Origin of the sequence: Pseudomonas sp. 14P_5.3_Bac1 (assembly GCF_025466135.1) — a bacterium.
GTDB lineage: Bacteria > Pseudomonadota > Gammaproteobacteria > Pseudomonadales > Pseudomonadaceae > Aquipseudomonas.
Genome location: NZ_JANLOF010000081.1, coordinates 13,991 through 32,621, shown reverse-complemented (window position 1 = coordinate 32,621; position 18,631 = coordinate 13,991). Strand labels below are relative to the sequence as shown.

General features: G+C 60.4%; 14 protein-coding genes and 1 tRNA gene. 5 read left to right on the top strand and 10 right to left on the bottom strand.

Annotation, left to right across the window (positions count from 1 at the left end; all coding sequences use genetic code 11):
- Position 1: 1 nt before the first annotated feature.
- On the top strand, positions 2–679 hold the full coding sequence (gene queC, locus NTD89_RS22350) for a 7-cyano-7-deazaguanine synthase QueC (RefSeq protein ID WP_262209765.1): 678 nt from the start codon (positions 2–4) through the stop codon (positions 677–679).
- A 63-nt stretch (positions 680–742) separates the two neighbouring features.
- Positions 743–818, top strand: a tRNA-Lys gene (locus tag NTD89_RS22345).
- Positions 819–1,025: 207 nt separating this feature from the next.
- Here the strand turns inward: NTD89_RS22345 and pstB are convergent.
- From pstB to NTD89_RS22320, 5 genes are all read right to left on the bottom strand, one after another.
- On the bottom strand, positions 1,026–1,805 hold the full coding sequence (gene pstB, locus NTD89_RS22340; RefSeq protein ID WP_106578391.1) for a phosphate ABC transporter ATP-binding protein PstB: 780 nt from the start codon (positions 1,803–1,805) through the stop codon (positions 1,026–1,028).
- On the bottom strand, positions 1,805–2,677 hold the full coding sequence (pstA, locus tag NTD89_RS22335; RefSeq protein WP_145165349.1) for a phosphate ABC transporter permease PstA: 873 nt from the start codon (positions 2,675–2,677) through the stop codon (positions 1,805–1,807). The genes pstB and pstA overlap by 1 nt, the downstream gene beginning before the upstream one ends.
- Complete coding sequence (gene pstC / locus NTD89_RS22330) at positions 2,674–3,669, bottom strand: phosphate ABC transporter permease subunit PstC (protein WP_145165462.1); 996 nt, start codon at positions 3,667–3,669, stop codon at positions 2,674–2,676. The genes pstA and pstC overlap by 4 nt, the downstream gene beginning before the upstream one ends.
- Before the next feature lie 55 nt (positions 3,670–3,724).
- Positions 3,725–4,741, bottom strand: a complete 1,017-nt coding sequence (gene pstS / locus NTD89_RS22325) for a phosphate ABC transporter substrate-binding protein PstS (RefSeq protein ID WP_119737129.1) — start codon at positions 4,739–4,741, stop codon at positions 3,725–3,727.
- Between the two features lie 307 nt (positions 4,742–5,048).
- Positions 5,049–7,046, bottom strand: a complete 1,998-nt coding sequence (locus NTD89_RS22320; RefSeq protein ID WP_262209762.1) for a PAS domain-containing protein — start codon at positions 7,044–7,046, stop codon at positions 5,049–5,051.
- Between the two features lie 415 nt (positions 7,047–7,461).
- Here NTD89_RS22320 and NTD89_RS22315 point away from each other — a divergent pair, with 415 nt between their 5' ends.
- The 3 genes from NTD89_RS22315 to nadA all read left to right on the top strand — a co-directional run bounded on the left by NTD89_RS22315 (position 7,462) and on the right by nadA (position 11,748).
- The gene (locus NTD89_RS22315) at positions 7,462–8,748 is read left to right on the top strand and encodes an OmpP1/FadL family transporter (RefSeq protein ID WP_262209760.1); all 1,287 of its coding nucleotides are present in this window, start codon (positions 7,462–7,464) and stop codon (positions 8,746–8,748) included.
- A 129-nt stretch (positions 8,749–8,877) separates the two neighbouring features.
- Positions 8,878–10,455, top strand: coding sequence for a lactate dehydrogenase (locus NTD89_RS22310; RefSeq protein ID WP_262209758.1), 1,578 nt, complete (start codon positions 8,878–8,880; stop codon positions 10,453–10,455).
- Between the two features lie 234 nt (positions 10,456–10,689).
- A complete protein-coding gene (gene nadA, locus NTD89_RS22305) occupies positions 10,690–11,748 on the top strand; it encodes a quinolinate synthase NadA (RefSeq protein WP_262209756.1) in 1,059 nt (352 codons plus the stop codon).
- Positions 11,749–11,880: 132 nt separating this feature from the next.
- Here the strand turns inward: nadA and NTD89_RS22300 are convergent, their stop codons facing one another.
- The 5 genes from NTD89_RS22300 to gcvP form a co-directional block, all read right to left on the bottom strand.
- The gene (locus tag NTD89_RS22300) at positions 11,881–12,369 is read right to left on the bottom strand and encodes an RDD family protein (protein ID WP_145165341.1); all 489 of its coding nucleotides are present in this window, start codon (positions 12,367–12,369) and stop codon (positions 11,881–11,883) included.
- A gap of 94 nt (positions 12,370–12,463) precedes the next feature.
- Positions 12,464–12,676 carry a cold-shock protein gene (locus NTD89_RS22295; protein ID WP_003220045.1) on the bottom strand — a complete coding sequence of 71 codons (213 nt, stop codon included), beginning with the start codon at positions 12,674–12,676 and terminating at the stop codon, positions 12,464–12,466.
- A 389-nt stretch (positions 12,677–13,065) separates the two neighbouring features.
- Positions 13,066–14,190, bottom strand: coding sequence for a glycine cleavage system aminomethyltransferase GcvT (gcvT, locus tag NTD89_RS22290; RefSeq protein ID WP_262209754.1), 1,125 nt, complete (start codon positions 14,188–14,190; stop codon positions 13,066–13,068).
- Between the two features lie 39 nt (positions 14,191–14,229).
- The gene (locus tag NTD89_RS22285) at positions 14,230–15,606 is read right to left on the bottom strand and encodes an L-serine ammonia-lyase (RefSeq protein ID WP_262209753.1); all 1,377 of its coding nucleotides are present in this window, start codon (positions 15,604–15,606) and stop codon (positions 14,230–14,232) included.
- 174 nt (positions 15,607–15,780) lie between these two features.
- Entirely contained in the window at positions 15,781–18,621 is a 2,841-nt protein-coding gene (gene gcvP, locus NTD89_RS22280) for an aminomethyl-transferring glycine dehydrogenase (protein WP_262209752.1), read from the bottom strand.
- Positions 18,622–18,631: the final 10 nt, after the last annotated feature.

Below are 18,631 nucleotides of genomic sequence, written 5' to 3'. Positions count from 1 at the left end.
TATGGCTGATCAAAAGCGTGCAGTCATCCTGCTTTCCGGCGGTCTGGACTCCGCCACCCTGGTGGCCATGGTCCGCGCCCAAGGCTTCAACTGCTACACCCTGAGTTTCGACTACGGCCAGCGCCACCGCGCCGAGCTGAACGCCGCCGCGCGCGTGGCCCGTGACATGGGCGTGGTTGAGCACAAGGTGATCGGCCTCAACCTCAATGGCATCGGCGGGTCCGCGCTCACCGACAGCAGCATTGACGTGCCCGAGGCGCCCAGTGAAGGCATTCCGCTGACCTACGTGCCAGCGCGCAACACCGTATTTCTGTCCCTGGCCCTTGGGTGGGCTGAAGTATTGAATGCTCGCGACATCTTCATCGGCGTCAACGCGCTGGACTACAACGGCTATCCGGACTGCCGGCCAGCGTACGTCGAGTCGTTCGAGCGCGTGGCTAACCTGGCCACCAAGGCCGGCGTAGAGGGGCAGGGCTTCCGTATTCAGGCGCCGCTGCAGAACATGACCAAGGCGGACATTGTGAAGACTGGTGTAGGACTTGGCGTCGATTACACGCTGACTGTTTCCTGCTATCAGGCAGACGATGACGGCCGTGCATGTGGGAAATGCGACGCCTGCCGACTGCGCGCAGAAGGCTTCCAAGCGGCCGGAATTACTGACCCCACGCGTTATTTCTGATTTATTTAAAATAAGGTGTTGAATAATCCTTAGAAATCAGTATTATACGCGCCACCACACAGCGGGTCGTTAGCTCAGTTGGTAGAGCAGTTGGCTTTTAACCAATTGGTCGTAGGTTCGAATCCCACACGACCCACCATTTTTGGCGGTTTAGAAAACCCGGAAGGCCCACGCAAGTGAGGATTTCCGGGTTTTTTTTTGCCTGTGATTTGGGCCTTGCGACGCCAGGCTCCTGCGCGTCCTTGGCGTACAGACTTATCGCGACCTGTGCATCGATCAATACATAAGCTCAGCCCGCTCGGACTGAGCCCGCCACCAAGCCCCAATGCTTTGCCACGCCGAGCGGTTACCCAAACCGCCCGGTAATGTAGTCCTCAGTCTGCTTCATCTTCGGCGTGGTAAAGATCTGGTCGGTCTTGCCGTACTCAATCAATTCCCCCATGAACATGAACGCGGTGTTGTCCGACACCCGAGCGGCCTGCTGCATGTTGTGGGTCACGATGATCACCGTGTACTGCGTCTTCAACTCCGTAATCAATTGCTCGATGCGCCCGGTGGAAATGGGGTCGAGCGCTGAGGTCGGCTCGTCCAGCAGCAACACTTGCGGGCGCAGCGCGATGGTGCGTGCGATACACAGTCGCTGTTGCTGACCACCGGAGAGGCTCTGTGCGCTCTGGTTGAGTTTGTCTTTGACCTCATCCCACAGGGCGCCGCCGCGCAGGGCTTGTTCGACGCGATCGTTCATTTCGCGGCGGGAAAGTTTTTCGTGGTGGCGCACGGCATAGGCGATGTTGTCGTAGATCGACATCGGAAACGGCACCGGCTTTTGGAACACCATGCCCACGTGGCTGCGCAGGCGGTTCATCGAGTAGCCGGGAGCGAGGATGTTTTCGCCGTTGAGCAGCACTTCGCCACGGGCTTCCTGCTTGGGGTACATCGAGTAGATGCGGTTGAACACGCGCAGCAGGGTGGATTTGCCGCAGCCCGAGGGGCCGATGATGGCGGTGATGCGTTTTTCCGGGATATCAATGTCGATGGCGTTCAGCGAGCGCTGGTTGTTGTAGAAAAACTCCAACCCGCGCACCTGGATTTTGGTTTTTTCGTGAGCAATGCCGGTAGCGTCCATCAGTGAGACCTATTGCGTAAAAGAATCAGGCGGGATGTGAGGCTCAGCACCAGCACGAACAGCGTCAGCACCAGTGCACCCGCCCAGGCGAGCGCGTGCCAGTCATCGAACGGGCTCATGGCGTACTGGAAAATAACCACGGGTACGCTGGCAATCGGCTTGAGCAGGTTGCTGCTCCAGAACTGATTGCCGAAGGCGGTGAACAGCAAGGGCGCGGTTTCCCCGGTGATCCGTGCCAGAGCGAGCAGGATGCCGGTGACGACGCCGGCCTTGGCCGCTCTCAACACAATCTGCAGCGTCAACTTCCATTGCGGTACACCCAATGCCAGGGCTGCCTCGCGCATGGTCGAAGGTTGCAACTGGAGCATTTCATCGGTGGTGCGCACCACTACCGGGATCACCAGCAGAGCCAGGGCCAGGGCACCGGCGATGGCGGAAAACCCGACCTGATGGTTAGTCAGCAGGTTCAGCGGCAGGATGACGCCGGTGTAGATAAACAGGCCCAGCACAATCGATGGCGCCGACAGCAGGATGTCGTTGATAAACCGCACCGTGGTGCCCAGGCGCGAGTGGCGGGCGAACTCCGCCAACCAGATTCCCGCCATCAGCCCGATGGGCGTGCCAATCAACAGCGCGATGCCGGACATCAGCGCGCTGCCGTAAAACGCATTGGCCAGCCCGCCTTCGGTGCCGGGTGGCGGGGTCATCTGGGTAAACAGGCGCAGGTTCAGAGCCTGGAACCCATTGATCAGGGTGGTCAGCAGAATCCACGCCAGCCACAGCAAGCCAAAGGCGGTGGCGCCGCAACTGAGGAACATGGCCACGGCGTTTTTAAGCGCGCGCTGGCGATACAGGCGTTCGTGAGTGTTCATAACCCTTCCTTACGCGACAAGCGCATCAGCATCAGGCGTGCCAGTGCCAGCACCACGAATGTCACGATAAACAGCAAGAAGCCCAAGGCGATCAGCGCGGAGCGATGCAGGTCGGTGTAGGCCTCGCTGAATTCGTTGGCGATGACGGAAGCGATCGAGCTGCTGGGCATCAGCAGGGACGCGGAAAACTGTTGCGCGTTACCCAATACAAAGGTCACGGCCATGGTCTCGCCAAGGGCGCGGCCCAAGCCGAGAAAGATCCCGCCTACGACGGCCGAGCGGGTGTAGGGCAAGACGATGTCCCACACCACTTCCCAGGTAGTGCTGCCAAGCGCGTAGGCCGATTCTTTCAGCGGCGTGGGCACACTGCGAAACACCTCATGCATCACCGAGGTGATAAACGGCATGATCATCACCGCCAGCACGATGCCGGCAGTGAGCATGCCAATTCCCAACGGCGGGCCCTGGAACAGCGAGCCAACGAAGGGCAGGGCGCCCAGGTAGTCATTGATCAAGGGCGAGAGGTGTTCGGCCATGAACGGCCCGAACACGAACAGGCCCCACATGCCATAGATGATCGAGGGGATACCGGCGAGCAGTTCAATGGCCGACGCGACCGGCATCTTCAGCCACGGCGGTGCGACTTCGGTAAGAAAAATCGCAATGCCAAAGCTCACCGGCACCGCAATCAGCAAGGCCAGAAACGAGGTGACCAAGGTGCCGTAAATCGGCACCACAGCCCCAAAGTGGTTGTTCACCGCATCCCATTCGGTGCTGGTGATAAAGCTCCACCCGAAGGTCTTGAACGCCAGGCCGCCGCCCCACAGGGTCGAGGCGGCAATGGCACCCAGCAGCACCAACACCAGCATGGCTGCGCCGAACATCGAGCGTTTGAACCACAAATCGTGGCGTTGATCGCGGGTGGCACGACGGTCGCCCGCGGTGTCGCCTGCGTGAGTACTCATAACCAGCGGGTGGACGGTGTCGTTCATATCAGATGTGCTCACCGCCTCCCTCAATCAATGAGCAAGGCGGTTGTAGGGCGAATCAGTTGGCGAAGTCAGACTTCCAGTAACCTTCGATGCGCGACACCAGGGAGTCCGGCAGGGCTACATAGTCCAGCGCTGCTGCCTGTTGCTGGCCTTTTTCCAGCGACCATTTGAAGAAGCTGAACGCCGCCTGGCTTTGCTCGGCATTCTTGGGCTGCTTGTACATGATGATCCAGGTGGTCGCCGTGATCGGCCACGCGCCTTCGCCTGGGGCGTTGGTCATGATCAGGTTGAAGTCCTTGGCGTTGGCCCAGTCGGCGGTGTCCGCGGCTGCCTGGAACGCTTTGGCGTCAGGTTTGACGAATTTGCCCGACGCATTCTTCAACTGGGTGTAGGTCATCTTGTTCTGCAGGGCGTAGGCGTATTCCACAAAGCCAATAGAGTTCTTGATCTGCTTCACGTAGGCCGAAACGCCTTCGTTGCCTTTGCCGCCCACACCGACCGGCCACGGCACAGTGGTGCCGAAACCGATCTTGGTTTTCCAGCTGTCACTGACTTTGGCCAGGTAGTTGGTGAAGTTGTACGAGGTGCCCGAGCCGTCGGAGCGGTGCACCACGGTGATGTTTGCCACCGGCAGGTTCAAGCCCGGGTTGAGCGCGGCGATGGCCGGATCGTTCCAGGCCTTGATGTCACCGAGAAAGATTTTCGCGAGCACGTCGCCGTCGAGCTTCAACTGGCCCGGCGCAATACCTTCCACGTTCATCACCGGCACGATGCCGCCGATCACGCTGGGGAACTGGCCCAGGCCGCCGGCCTTGAGTTCATCGGCGGACAGCGGGGCGTCGGAGGCGCCGAAGTCCACGGTGGCGGCCTTGATTTGGGCAATACCGCCGCCGGAGCCGATCGACTGGTAGTTGATGCGGTTGCTGGAGTTCTTGCTGTAGTCCTGCGACCACTTCGACAGCACCGGGTAGACGAAGCTGGAACCGGCACCGGTAACGTCAGTGGCGTGGGCCACGCCGCTCAGGCACAGGGCGGCGAACAGAACAGACAGACTTTTTTTAGTCGGCAACATCACGACAACACCTCAAGGGAAGGGTTAAGTGGGATAGGTCCACCTGTCTAAGACGTGACGATTTAATTCCTGAGATATGTCTGTTTAATGACGGTTTGGCTTTATGAAGAAACATTTAGAAATGTTTGCGTCGGTGAACGCGGACTTGCCCTCGTCCAGCTTCAATGTCGCGGTGTCGGCACGGGTTAAGGGTTGGTTTTGCGGGTTTTGGTTGCAGTGCCGGGGTGCGGGATGGTTTTTGATTGTTGCAGAGGAACTGCTTAATCGAAGTGTTTAGAGACGGGGCCGATGCGGCCCCGTCTCAGGCTTAGCTTTGTGCGGTGAGGTTCAGGCGACTCTTGACGACTTTTTGCAGGAGCACGGCCAATGCTTCGGTGGAGTAAGGCTTTTGCAACAGCACAAAACGCTGGGCCTCTTCCTTGGCGATACGTGCGAATTCGTCGTTGTAACCCGTGGTGAGCACCACCGGCAGCCACGGGTAGAGGGCTTCGAGCGCATCGAGCAATTCCAGTCCGCTCATGCCCGGCATGGAAATGTCGGAGAACACCACCTGGAAGCTTTCCGGGTTCGGCGCAAGGGCCTCGAGCGCACTGTTGGCGTCCGCGACCCAAAGCACTTTGAAACCCATCTGTTCCAGGGTCTGCGAGGTGTAGAGGCCGACGTCGGGATTGTCCTCAACCATCAGCACGCACAGGTCAGAGGCGATGGGTACGTCGTGACTGTCCTGGATGACGGGCATCAAACCGGCTTCGACCTTGGGCAGGTACAACATAAACTGGCTGCCTTTGCCGCACTCGCTTCGCACCAGGATTTCACCGCCCGACTGCTTGGCAAAGCCATACACCTGCGACAAGCCCAGCCCGGTGCCCTGGCCAATGGCCTTGGTGGTGTAGAAGGGTTCGAAGATCGCGTCGAGCTTCTCCGGAGCAATGCCCGATCCGGTGTCGCTCAACTCAATGGTCACGTACTCGGCGACTCGCACCGGGTGGGCACGCACTGAAGGCAGCCACGTAGCGGTTGCCACCCTGATCGCCAATTGGCCGTTGCCGGCCATGGCATCCCGGGCATTGACCACCATATTCACCAGGGCGGTGTCGAATTGGCTTTCATCGGCGTTGATAAAGCAGGGTTCCTGCGGCACCTCGATGGTGACCTTGACGCGTGAGCCGGTCAGGCTGTCCATCATTTCGCCCACACGCAATACGCTGTCGCCGACGTTGAAAACCTCCGGACGCAGCGCCTGACGGCGCGCGAAGGTCAGCAGTTGGGCGGTCAGGCGCGCGGCGCGGTCCACGGTGCTGGCGATGGCTTCCACGTACTTGATGCGCCGCACTTCGCTCAAAGAAGGCGTCTTGAGCAAGTCAGCGCAAGACTTGATCACCGTCAGCAGGTTATTGAAATCGTGTGCGACGCCACCGGTGAGTTGGCCGATTGCTTCAAGCTTCTGCGACTGACGCAGGGCGTCTTCCGACAGACGCAGGGCTTCCTTGGCTTCTTCTTCGGCCTGGATATCCCGGCCCACCGCGTGGATGTAGTCGCTGTCGGGTACGGCGGTCCAGGCGATCATGCGGTAGCTGCCGTCCTGGTGGCGGTAGCGGTTCTTGAAATTGGGAAAATTCTTGCCGTCCCCCAGGCGGCTGACCGCCGAGGAGGAGACCGCGAGGTCTTCCGGGTGCACCAAGTCCAGCAGCTGGCTGCCCACCAAGTCGTGTTCGGTGTGGCCGAGCATGCGTGTCCAGGCCGGATTCACCGCGGAGATGACGCCGTCGAGCTGGGCGACCAGCATCAGGTCCGGCGACAGGCGCCAGATACGATCGCGATCGCGGGTGCGCTCCATCACCCTTTGCTCAAGGGATTCGTTGAGTGTGCGCAGGGACTCTTCGGCTTCACGCAGGGCAGTGATATCACGCGAGACACAGAGGATTTGTTCCGGCCGGCCGTCACGGTCGAGGATCGGGCTGACCTGCACATGCCACCATTTCAGGTTGCCGGCCAGCGTCTCGGCGGGGCCGATGAAACTTGCGCTTTCACCGTTTTTGGCGGCCTGTACGGCAGCCTTGGCATCCGCGTTTCCCTTGTCCTGCCAGAAGTCGGGCCAGGGGCAGCCGCGAATCGCGTTGAAGTCACTGACTTCCATGATTTTCATGCCGCCTTCGCTCATGAAGGTGAGGCGGGCGTCGAGGTCCAGAACCTTGATGCAATCGTTGATGCTGGCCAGAACGCGCTCGGTGAACGCTTCGCTTCTGCCCAAGCCGGTGGCGGCCAGCTCGCTTGGCTCTGAGCCGATCCCGACAGTGGTATTCATTTGAGTTTGGCCGAGTGGGAGTAAATGGGCCGTATCATGTCATTACGATACCTATCTCACCAGCGACTTCCTCCCGTACGGTGCTGACTTTGCGCTGGCAAAGCATTGGTGTTGACGTTTAGGCGGTGGATACTCGCGACACGTTGGCCAGACACACTCGATGCAATCGCAGGCAACCAGCGCGCACGTTGGATTGGGTTGAGCTTACGAGGGCGGGCTGCCCTGGCGTTACGGGCAGGTAAAACCAGGCGGTCATGATCAGGTTAAAAGGTCATAAAAAGACGCCGAAAAACGGGCAAAGTCTTTGAAAACTCTAGAATTGTCCGACAATCGTGCGCATGAAAAACTCTTCATAAACCCTCGGCTCGAACGTTGGTAGTTTTCCCGGCGCTGACCAATAATTCGAGTCCTAATAATGAATAACAAAACTCTTAAAAGCGCTTTGGCGCTTTGCGTTTCGCTTGCCTCTACACAGCTGCTCGCCGGTGGCTTCGCCCTCAATGAACAAAGCATCAGTTCAATGGGCACAGGCTACGCCGGGCGTTCTTCCTCGGCCGACGACGCCAGCACGGTGTTCGGCAACCCGGCCGGCATGTCGCGCCTCAAGCACAATGAAGTCAGCATCGGGGCGACCTACCTGGATGCCAAAACCAATATCAAGGACGCCAGCTCCAGCCAGGGCGGCGTCGATAACCCTGGCACCAACAAGGGCGACATGGTCCCCGGCATTGCCGTGCCGATGGGTTACCTGGTTACGCCGATCGATGAACACTGGGCGTTTGGCCTGGGCATCTACGCACCGTTTGGCCTGGTGACCGACTATGAGCATAGCTTCCAGGGCAATGGCTTTGGGAATAAGAGCAAGATTGAAGTCCTCACCGTGCAGCCGACCGTCAGCTACGCGTTCAACGACAAGGTGTCGGTAGGTTTCGGCCCGACCTTCAACAAAATCAGCGGCGAGCTTGACTCCAAGGTGCCGGCGTTCGGGCTGGGTACGGAAACGGCCAAGATCAAGGGCGACGACACCGCGATGGGCTTTAACGCCGGTATCCTGGTGCAGGCGCTGGACAGTACCCGCGTCGGCCTCACCTACCATTCGCAAGTGGTGTATCACTTGAGTGGTCATACCGACGCCTCGGGCGTGCTCTCCGACCTGTTGGACGGCGGGGCACAGAAGTACGACGCCAAGCTGAATGTCACCACGCCGTCTTCCGTGGACCTTTCCGTTACTCACCAGCTGACCGATGCCTTGACCCTTTACGTGGGCAGCACCTACACCCGCTGGAGCCAGTTGAAGAAGATCACGGTGAACAATTCCGGCGTGTCCGAACTGACGGCTGAGCTGGCAGGCCTGGGTTCCATCACCGAGCAGGAGCACTGGCACGACACGTGGTCCCATGCGATCGGCCTGTCGTATCAGCTCAACAAACAACTGGTGCTGCGCACCGGCTTCTCGGTGGACCAGACGCCGACCAACAACACCGACCGTTCCGTACGGATTCCTACGGGCGACCGTACCGTGTTCAGCCTGGGTGCCGGCTGGACGCCGGTGGATAACCTGACGTTTGACGTGGCCTATTCCTACCTGAAGGAAGAGCCGATCAAGATTCGCGACAACAACCCTCAGTTGGCGCTGACCTACGACGCCAAATATGAAAACAGCGCCAATGGTTTCGGGGGCTCGGTGACTTACCGCTTCTGACGTGCGCCATACCGCAAAGAGCCAGTTTTTTGGCATGGCTCTTTGCCTTCCATTTAGGTCTCAGTGCTATTAATCCCGGCGCGTCTTGGTTAGATTGAACGCTACTCAGCTTTTAAGACACGGACTGTCATGACCACGCTAACGCCTGTTATAGCGACCAATCCCCTCATTGTTCGGGCTGCGACCAGCACGCCGCCGGCCACCTCGGCGAACACCCTCGATGTCTCACCGACGCGGCCTTCTTCAGTGGTCAGCCTTGGCAATCCGGCAGCCGATGTCGTCGATACTTACTCTCGAAACGGTTTGTTGCCCGGCCAGGAAAGCGTGCGGACCTGGGAAAACAACAGCGATGATTCGATCACCTGGGTCATCAACGCCAACTTCCACTCGGTCACTACGGCCAGCCGCTACAGTGGCCTGGGCGCTGCGTTAGTGGACCAATTCACCAAAGGTGGCGGTGCCGCTATTTCCCAGTCGCTGCTCAACACCACAGCTGACCGCGCTGGCGACACCGATGCAATCAAGGCGGACCAGACGCTGCTGCACAGCAAGGCCGACAACCAGGTCAGCCTCAGCATCAAGACTGCCAGCGGCAAGACCGTCACGTTCAGCCTGTCCAACCAGAAAGATGGTCTGGGCGTGCAGGCCACCGTAGAAGGCGGGGAGTTGACCGCCGATGAACTCAAGGCCGTCGGCCAGTTGGGCAGCGCATTCCAGGCCTCGGTCGACGGGCTGACCGCCGTGCCGCCGAAACTCGACTTGAGCAGGCTGACTCAGTTCGACGCCAAGCTGCTGTCGTCGGTGGACCTCAATGCCAAGGTGAAGGACTCGAACGGTGAGGACATTACTCTGGCCTTTCATGCCGACAGCGAGAGCCGTACCACGCGCATGAGTGGCCCGGCGGGTCAGATTGACCTCACGGTGGACCTGAGAAACGCGGCGATCCTAGGCAATGCCAAGCAGCAGGCCAAGGCGCTGCAAACCTACCTAGCGCAGTTCGACCGCGTCGAGCGGCGCGGCAGTGCCAACGCGGACCTGATGGCCATGTTCAAGGACGCGTTCAGCGCCATGAACAGCAACTATCCGCCCGGGGCTGGCGCTGCGAACCCGCTGACTCATAACCCGACCGACAAAGGCTTGCTGACGGGCCTGGCTGACTTCAAGGCCTCGATCAAACAGGCGGTGGGCGCGCCCAATTCGATGCGTCGGTCGGAAGTTGAGGGCTTTTCCTACAGCGTGTCGCAGAAGACCCAGGTCAATGGCCGCAGCACGGGCGACCGCAGCGTCACCCAGAACCAGCAATCGCTGCTGTCGGCCAGCTTCCATAAAGGCCTCGACGGTGGCAAACCGCCGGTTTTTGACGGCTCTCGCGAATCGCAGAATTACCTGTATGTGCAAGTGCAGGACAAGGCCAGCAGCACCGCAACCTTCGCCTATAAAGACGGCCGACTGACGAATGCGTCCGTTACCCAATCGGCTTCCCAGAACACCCACACGCAGAAGTACGTGATGGGCAACCGGGTGCAAGACAGCGTGGTGCCGAAGGAAGCCTCAACCAAGCGCGACTACCTAGCGCTGCTTGAGCACGCCGCCCAGCAGAGCAAAAAGTCCAAGGATGCCCTGGAGCAGTCAACCTTGAAGGATGCCTTGGCCAACATGCATGACTCGATCCTGTTGCAGAACGATCCGGATGTACTGATGCGCTGACGTTCGGCGTGATCAAAGCGGGAAGGCCCAGTGATGCGCCTTCCCGTTTTTTTGCCCGATGAGCGTGCCTGTGCAGGCCAGATTAGGCTTTTGAATCGATTCGATATTCTGTAGCCTTGCGCAGCTTCACCCGTGCTTGATGAACACAATCACTTCGTCCGGCGGCGCCCGAAAGGCTCCAGAGCCGGTGGTACACTCGACTTTCGCGCAACTGCGCCTGCAGGTCTTGCGAACATGACGCAAATTTCCGAACGCCTACTGGTTCAAGCTCACCTCGACGCCAAGCAGCCCAAGGCGCTCAGCGCCGAAGAAGAGGCAAGCCTGCGTGCCGCCATCGCCGCCGAGCTCAAGGCTCAGGACGCGGTGCTGGTCGCCCACTTCTACTGCGACCCGGTGATTCAGGCCCTGGCCGAAGAAACCGGCGGCTGTGTCTCCGACTCCCTGGAAATGGCCCGCTTCGGCGCAGCCCACCCGGCCAAGACCGTACTGGTCGCCGGTGTGCGTTTCATGGGCGAGACCGCCAAAATCCTTACACCCGAAAAACGCATCCTCATGCCCACCCTGGAAGCCACCTGCTCCCTGGACCTTGGCTGCCCGGTGGAGGAATTTTCGGCGTTCTGCGATCAGCATCCCGAGCGCACGGTGGTGGTGTATGCCAACACGTCGGCGGCGGTCAAGGCGCGGGCCGATTGGGTCGTTACCTCAAGCTGCGCACTGGAAATCGTCGAAAGCCTGATGGACAACGGCGAGACGATTATCTGGGGGCCGGACAAGCACCTGGGCACCTACATTCAGCGCCAGACCGGCGCCGACATGTTGCTGTGGGATGGCGCGTGCATCGTCCACGAAGAGTTCAAGTCCAAGCAGCTCGAGGACATGAAGGCGCTGTACCCGGATGCTGCGATTCTGGTGCATCCGGAGTCGCCGACGTCGGTGATCGAACTGGCGGACGCCGTGGGTTCCACCAGCCAATTGATCGCAGCGGCCCAGCGCCTGCCGAACAAGACGTTTATCGTCGCCACCGACCGCGGCATTTTCTACAAGATGCAGCAGCTGTGCCCGGACAAGGTCTTCATCGAGGCACCGACTGCCGGCAACGGCGCGGCCTGCCGCAGTTGCGCGCATTGCCCGTGGATGGCGATGAATACACTGGAGCGCACGCTGCAGTGCCTGCGTGAGGGCAGCAACGAGATCTTCGTCGAGCCGTCGGTGATTCCGCACGCGGTAAGGCCGCTCAAGCGCATGCTCGACTTCACCCAGGCGGCGCGCCTCAAGCTTGCCGGCAACGCTTAATTTAATTGTAAACACGGTTAAAAATGTGGGAGCTGGCTTGCCTGCGATAGCATCACCCTGGTCTGCCTGATAGACCGAGGTGCCTGCATCGCAGGCAAGCCAGCTCCCACAGTTGTTTTGTGTCGTTTGGAATTATTTCTTCTGCTTCGGGACGCGCACCAGCTGCGTATCCGAATAGATGTCATGCCAGCTGCGTTTTTGCTTATCAAACAGCGACCAGATAAACCCCAGCCCTACGCACAACCACGACGCAATCGACACCACAAACCGCAACAGCGCCTGCCAAAGGCTGATCCGCGAGCCGTCGGCGTTCTGCACGCGCACGCCCCACACCTGCATGCCCAGGGTCTGGCCGGAATAGGTCCAGAACTTGGCGAAAAAACCAAATAACACAAAGAACAGAATCGTCGACAGCAACGGGTCACCGTCCAGTGCGCCGGACTCGGTGAGCGCGCGCATCTTCGCCTCGCCGATGAAGGCCATCCACACCAGCTTGTAGATGAACGCCGTGACGATCAGCAAGGCAGTGCACAGGAGAAAGTCATAAAACATCGCTGCCAGGCGACGGCCCAGGCCAACGGCGGGAAACTCGCCCTGGGGGCTCAGCAGGGGTTTGGACATGGCAGTCTCTCTAGAGAAAAAAGCCATTTTACGAGCAAACGCACATAAAAAAGCCCCTGATGTCACCATCAGGGGCTTTTTGTCGCAGCAAGGATCAGCCTTCTGCTTGTACTTCGTCAGCCTGCATGCCTTTCTGGCCTTGCACGGCGATGAACGTCACTTTCTGGCCTTCTTTGAGGCTCTTGAAGCCGTTGCCCTGAATAGCGCGGAAGTGCACGAACAGATCCGGACCGCTTTCTGGAGTGATAAAACCAAACCCTTTCTCGTCGTTAAACCACTTGACGGTACCGCTCTGACGATCAGCCATTTTCTTATTTCCTTGACGCAAAAAATTAATGACAGCCCCTTTCACATGAAAGAGTACTGGGCTGAGTTGCAGGAAAGTAAGAGACGTCGAACGGGTTGTAGCAAACTTTGGCTACTGCCCAGGTCCAGGTTCAAAGCGACCCATGCAAACACAGTGGGCAAACTCTACGCCAACTAATAGAGAAAAAACAAGCCCCGCCAAAAGCCCAGCGTTTGCTCGGCTTCATGACTGTTTGATGATTAATGTGGATCCCACTTATTCGATAGAGTTGATCACTTGTTATAGGTTGTTGGCTATTACATTGACTATCGTCAGTGCACTGTTTTATGGCGGTTGCGTTACAGTTTAGTGCACGTTAACGCAACCGCGTTACTTATAGGAACAGTCAATCAGCCACGGAAGTAACGTTGTGGCACAAATGGCATTTTACTTACACGTAATGGCACCTTTTTCCCACGTACCAACGCAGACACTTCGGTGTCCAGAGCGATGAATGCGCTGTCCAGGTAACCCATGGCAAGCGGGCCGCCCAACGTCGGGCCAAAGCCGCCGCTGCACACGCTGCCGATCACGGTGCCCTGCGCATCGACGATCTCTGCACCTTCACGCACCGGGGTACGTTCCTGTGGCAGCAGGCCGACACGCTTGCGGCTCACACCGGCTTGTTGCTGGGTGAAAATCCGGTCGGCGCCAGGGAAGCCACCGGCACGCGCGCCATCGGCACGGCGAGCCTTGGAGATGGCCCACAACAGGCTGGCCTCAATCGGCGTGGTGTCGGTGTTCATGTCGTGGCCGTAGAGGCACAGGCCGGCTTCCAGGCGCAGCGAGTCACGGGCGCCCAGGCCGATGGCCTGCACTTCGGCCTCGGCCAGCAGGCTGCGCGCCAGGCTCTCGGCGTTGGCGGCGGGCACGGAGATTTCAAACCCGTCTTCGCCGGTGTAGCCGGAGCGGCTGACATAGCAGTCCACGCCCAGCAGGCGCAGGGTGGCGAACTGCATGAACGTCATCTTGGTCACTTCCGGCGCCAGGCGCGCCAGTACCTTCACCGCCGCCGGGCCTTGCAGGGCCAGCAGAGCGCGTTCTTCAAACAGCGGCTCGATCGTGCACTGCTCGCCGATGTGTTGGCGCAGGTGCGCCAGGTCCTGGTCCTTGCAGGCGGCGTTGACCACCAGGAACAGTTCGTCGTTACCCAGGTTGGCCACCATCAGGTCGTCGAGAATGCCGCCTTGATCGTTGGTGAACATCGCGTAGCGCTGCATGCCCACCGGCAGGTCGATGATGTCGACCGGTACCAGGGTTTCCAGGGCCTTGGCGGCATTCGCACCGGTCAGGCGGATCTGGCCCATGTGCGACACGTCAAACAACCCGGCCTGTTCACGGGTGTGCAGGTGTTCCTTCATCACGCCCAGCGGGTATTGCACCGGCATGTCATAGCCGGCGAAGGGCACCATGCGCGCGCCCAGCTCAAGGTGCAGCGCATGCAGTGGAGTTTTCAACAGGGTTTCGGTGGACATATTCAGCTCCTGAAAAACGTGCGGACGCGCTGTTAGGCGTCAGCACTCGATAATGTTGACCGCCAAACCGCCACGGGCGGTTTCCTTGTATTTGCTTTTCATGTCGGCGCCGGTCTGGCGCATGGTGCGGATGACTTTATCCAGCGAGACGAAATGCTGCCCGTCACCGCGCAAGGCCATGCGCACCGCATTGATCGCCTTGACCGAGCCCATCGCATTGCGCTCGATGCACGGCACCTGCACCAACCCGCCAATCGGGTCGCAAGTCAGGCCGAGGTTGTGTTCCATGCCGATCTCGGCGGCGTTCTCCACTTGGGACACGCTGCCGCCCAGCACTTCACACAGTGCGCCGGCTGCCATCGAACAGGCCACGCCGACCTCGCCCTGGCAGCCGACTTCGGCGCCCGAGATCGAGGCGTTTTCCTTGTACAAAATCCCGATGGCGGCGGCGGTGAGCAAAAAGCGCACCACGCCGTCTTCATTGGCGCCGGGGATAAAGCGCATGTAGTAATGCAAAACCGCCGGCACAATCCCGGCCGCGCCGTTGGTGGGCGCCGTGACCACGCGGCCGCCGTTGGCGTTTTCTTCGTTGACCGCCAGCGCGTACAGGTTGACCCAGTCGAGCACCGACAACGGGTCGCGCAGCGCCGACTCGGGGTTCTTGCACAGCTGGCGATGCAACGCGGCCGCGCGGCGCTTGACCTTCAAGCCGCCGGGCAAGATGCCTTCATTGCGACAACCGGCATCCACACAGTCCTGCATGACCTGCCAGATGTTCAGCAAGCCGGCGCGGGTTTCCGCTTCCGGGCGCCAGGCACTTTCATTGGTCAACATCACCTGGCTGATCGACAGCCCATAGGTGGCGCAATGCCCAAGCAAGTCCTTGGCATGCTTGAAAGGGAAGGTCAGCGGCGTGGTGTCTTCGACAATCCGGTCGGCGCCGGCCGCGTCTTCGTCCACCACAAACCCGCCACCGACCGAGTAATACTCGCGGCTGCGGATCTGGATGCCGGCGGCGTCGAAGGCCCGGAAAATCATGCCGTTGGGATGGTAGGCCAGCGGTTTGCGAATCATTGCCAGGTGTTCTTTCTCGCTGAACGCAATGCTGTGTTCGCCGAGCAGGTTCAAGCGGCCGTCGCTGCGCATCTGCGCCAGGCGTGCAGCCACGGTTTCAGTGTTCACGGTGTCCGGGTGTTCGCCTTCCAGGCCCAGCAACACGGCCTTGTCGCTGCCATGGCCTTTGCCGGTGGCGCCGAGGGAGCCATAGAGTTCCACCTTGATGCCGGTGGTGGCGCTCAACAGGTTGTCGCGCTTGAGGCCTTCGACAAAGCGGGCGGCGGCGCGCATCGGGCCAACGGTGTGGGAACTGGAGGGGCCGATGCCAATCTTGAACAGGTCGAACACGCTAAGGGACATGGTTGTTCTCCGGTTTCTTATTATTTTCTGGGTGTACTCGGCCTGACTGTGGAAGAGATCCATGTGGGAGCTGGCTTGCCTGCGATGCAGACACCTGGGTCTATCAGGTAGACCCAGGTGATGCCATCGCAGGCAAGCCAGCTCCCACACTTGACCCTGTTCCGTCAGTCAGGGTTACGCGTAGCTCTCAATCGACGGGCACGCACACACCAGATTGCGGTCGCCAAACACGTTGTCGACCCGGCCAACCGGCGGCCAGTACTTGCCTTCAATCAACGACGCAACCGGGTACACCGCCTGTTCACGGCTGTACGGGTGGGTCCATTCGCCGACGATTTCAGCGGCCGTGTGCGGCGCGTTTTTCAACGGGTTGTCGTCCTTGTCCAGCGTGCCGTTTTCCACCGCGCGGATTTCTTCGCGGATGGCAATCATCGCGTCACAGAAGCGGTCCAGTTCTTCCTTGGATTCACTTTCGGTCGGCTCGATCATCAAGGTGCCGGCCACCGGGAACGACATGGTCGGCGCATGGAAACCAAAATCGATCAGGCGCTTGGCCACGTCGTCCACGCTGATGCCGCTGCTGTCTTTCAATGGGCGCAGGTCCAGGATGCACTCGTGTGCCACCAGGCCATTGCTGCCGGTGTAGAGCACCGGGTAGTGCTCTTCGAGGCGACGGGAAATGTAGTTGGCATTCAGGATCGCCAGCTGGGACGCACGCTTGAGGCCCGCGCCGCCCATCATGCTGATGTACATCCAGGTGATCGGCAGGATGCTCGCGCTGCCGAACGGCGCCGCGCACACCGCGCCTTCCTTGCGTTCCATGGCCGCGTGGCCAGGCAGGAATGGCGTGAGGTGCGATTTGACGCCAATCGGGCCAACGCCCGGGCCGCCACCGCCGTGCGGGATGCAGAAGGTTTTGTGCAGGTTCAGGTGAGACACGTCGCCACCGAACTTGCCCGGTGCGCACAGGCCCACCATCGCGTTCATGTTGGCGCCGTCGATGTACACTTGGCCGCCGTTGTCGTGAATGATGCCGCAGATTTCGCGGATGCCTTCTTCGAACACGCCGTGGGTGGACGGGTAGGTGATCATCAGCGCCGCGAGGTGCTCGCGGTGCTCGATGGCCTTGGCGCGCAGGTCTTCGATGTCGACGTTGCCGCGTGCATCGCAGGCGGTCACGACCACGCGCATACCGGCCATGTTGGCGGTCGCGGGGTTGGTGCCGTGGGCCGACGAAGGGATCAGGCAGATGTCGCGGCGCTCTTCGCCACGGCTCTGGTGATAGGCACGAATGGCCAAGAGGCCAGCGTATTCACCTTGGGAACCGGCGTTCGGCTGCAGCGAGATGGCATCGTAACCGGTGGCCGCGCAGAGCATGGCTTCCAGCTCGGACGTCAGCTGCAGGTAGCCAGCGCTTTGCTCGGCCGGGGCGAATGGGTGCAGGGCACCGAACTCGGCCCAGGTCACCGGGATCATTTCGCTGGCGGCGTTGAGCTTCATGGTGCACGAGCCCAGCGGGATCATGGTGCGGTCCAGCGCCAGGTCCTTGTCGGCCAGCTTGCGCAGGTAGCGCATCAGCTCGGTTTCGGAGTGGTAGCGGTTGAACACCGGGTGGCTGAGGATCGGCGATTGGCGCAGCAGCGCGGCCGGCAGGGTGCCTTGGACGTTGGCGTCGAATTCCGGCAGGGCTTTGCTGTCGGCGAAGATCGACCACAAGGCTTCGATATCCGCCTGGGTGGTGGTTTCGTCGACCGACAGGCCCAGACGCTCAGCATCCACCACACGCAGGTTGATGCGCTGGGCGCGCGCCTTGTCGTGCAGGGCCGCGGTGTTGGCGCCGGTGTTGAGGGTCAGGGTGTCGAAGAAGTGTGTTTGCTCAACCTTCAGGCCCAGCGCGCTCAGGCCTTTGGCCAGGATCGCGGTCAGGTGATGAATGCGGTTGGCGATCTGGGTCAGTCCTTTGGGGCCGTGGTACACGGCGTACATGCTGGCGATGTTGGCCAGCAGCACTTGGGCGGTACAGATGTTGCTGGTGGCCTTCTCGCGGCGGATATGTTGCTCGCGGGTCTGCATAGCCAGGCGCAGGGCCGGCTTGCCGAAACGGTCGACGGACACACCGACCAGACGGCCCGGCATGTCGCGCTTGAACGCGTCCTTGGTGGAGAAATACGCCGCGTGCGGGCCACCAAAGCCCAGCGGCACGCCGAAGCGTTGTGCGCTGCCGATGGCCACGTCGGCGCCGAACTCGCCCGGAGGCGTCAGCAAGGTCAGGGCCAGCAGGTCGGCGGCGACCGCGACCAACGCATTGGCGGCGTGGAAACGCTCGGTCAGTTCGCGGTAATCAAACACGTCACCGTTGCTGGCCGGGTATTGCAGCAGGGCGCCGAAGAATGCGCTGACGTCGGTCAGTTCACGCTCGTCGCCCACCACCACGTCGATGCCCAGCGGCTCGGCACGGGTGCGCAGCACGTCGAGGGTTTGCGGGTGGCTGTGGATCGAGGCGAAGAAGGCGTTGCTGCTTTTGTTCTTGCTCAGGCGCTTGCAGAAGGTCATGGCTTCGGCGGCGGCGGTGGCTTCGTCGAGCAAGGACGCGTTGGCGATCGGCAGGCCGGTGAGGTCGCTGATCAGGGTCTGGAAGTTCAGCAGCGCTTCGAGACGGCCTTGGGAAATCTCGGGCTGATACGGCGTGTAGGCGGTGTACCAGGCCGGGTTTTCCAGCAAGTTGCGCAGGATCGGCGACGGCGTGTGGCAGTTGTAGTAGCCCTGGCCGATGTAGGTCTTGAACAGTTGGTTCTGGCTGGCGATGGCCTTGATCTTGGCCAGGGCCTGGGCTTCGCTCAAGCCGTCTTCCAGGCCGAGCACGCTGGTGCCCTTGATGCTTTCCGGGATCACGCTGGCGCTCAGGGCTTCGAGCGAGTCAAAGCCCAGCTTTGCGAGCATTTGCTGCTCGTCTTCCTGGCGTGGGCCGATATGACGGGCGATGAATTCGTTGGCGGTGCTGAGATTGATCGTCATGGCGCGCTCC

What these genes read in the sequence shown, in the direction of transcription:
- pstA (WP_145165349.1), bottom strand. Translation starts at nt 2,677, where the DNA reads ATGAACACTCACGAACGCCTGTATCGCCAGCGCGCGCTTAAAAACGCC.
- pstS (WP_119737129.1), bottom strand. Translation starts at nt 4,741, where the DNA reads ATGTTGCCGACTAAAAAAAGTCTGTCTGTTCTGTTCGCCGCCCTGTGC.
- queC (WP_262209765.1), top strand. Translation starts at nt 2, where the DNA reads ATGGCTGATCAAAAGCGTGCAGTCATCCTGCTTTCCGGCGGTCTGGAC.
- nadA (WP_262209756.1), top strand. Translation starts at nt 10,690, where the DNA reads ATGACGCAAATTTCCGAACGCCTACTGGTTCAAGCTCACCTCGACGCC.
- gcvP (WP_262209752.1), bottom strand. Translation starts at nt 18,621, where the DNA reads ATGACGATCAATCTCAGCACCGCCAACGAATTCATCGCCCGTCATATC.
- pstB (WP_106578391.1), bottom strand. Translation starts at nt 1,805, where the DNA reads ATGGACGCTACCGGCATTGCTCACGAAAAAACCAAAATCCAGGTGCGC.
- NTD89_RS22300 (WP_145165341.1), bottom strand. Translation starts at nt 12,369, where the DNA reads ATGTCCAAACCCCTGCTGAGCCCCCAGGGCGAGTTTCCCGCCGTTGGC.
- NTD89_RS22315 (WP_262209760.1), top strand. Translation starts at nt 7,462, where the DNA reads ATGAATAACAAAACTCTTAAAAGCGCTTTGGCGCTTTGCGTTTCGCTT.
- NTD89_RS22285 (WP_262209753.1), bottom strand. Translation starts at nt 15,606, where the DNA reads ATGTCCCTTAGCGTGTTCGACCTGTTCAAGATTGGCATCGGCCCCTCC.
- NTD89_RS22295 (WP_003220045.1), bottom strand. Translation starts at nt 12,676, where the DNA reads ATGGCTGATCGTCAGAGCGGTACCGTCAAGTGGTTTAACGACGAGAAA.
- NTD89_RS22320 (WP_262209762.1), bottom strand. Translation starts at nt 7,046, where the DNA reads ATGAATACCACTGTCGGGATCGGCTCAGAGCCAAGCGAGCTGGCCGCC.
- gcvT (WP_262209754.1), bottom strand. Translation starts at nt 14,190, where the DNA reads ATGTCCACCGAAACCCTGTTGAAAACTCCACTGCATGCGCTGCACCTT.
- pstC (WP_145165462.1), bottom strand. Translation starts at nt 3,669, where the DNA reads ATGAACGACACCGTCCACCCGCTGGTTATGAGTACTCACGCAGGCGAC.
- NTD89_RS22310 (WP_262209758.1), top strand. Translation starts at nt 8,878, where the DNA reads ATGACCACGCTAACGCCTGTTATAGCGACCAATCCCCTCATTGTTCGG.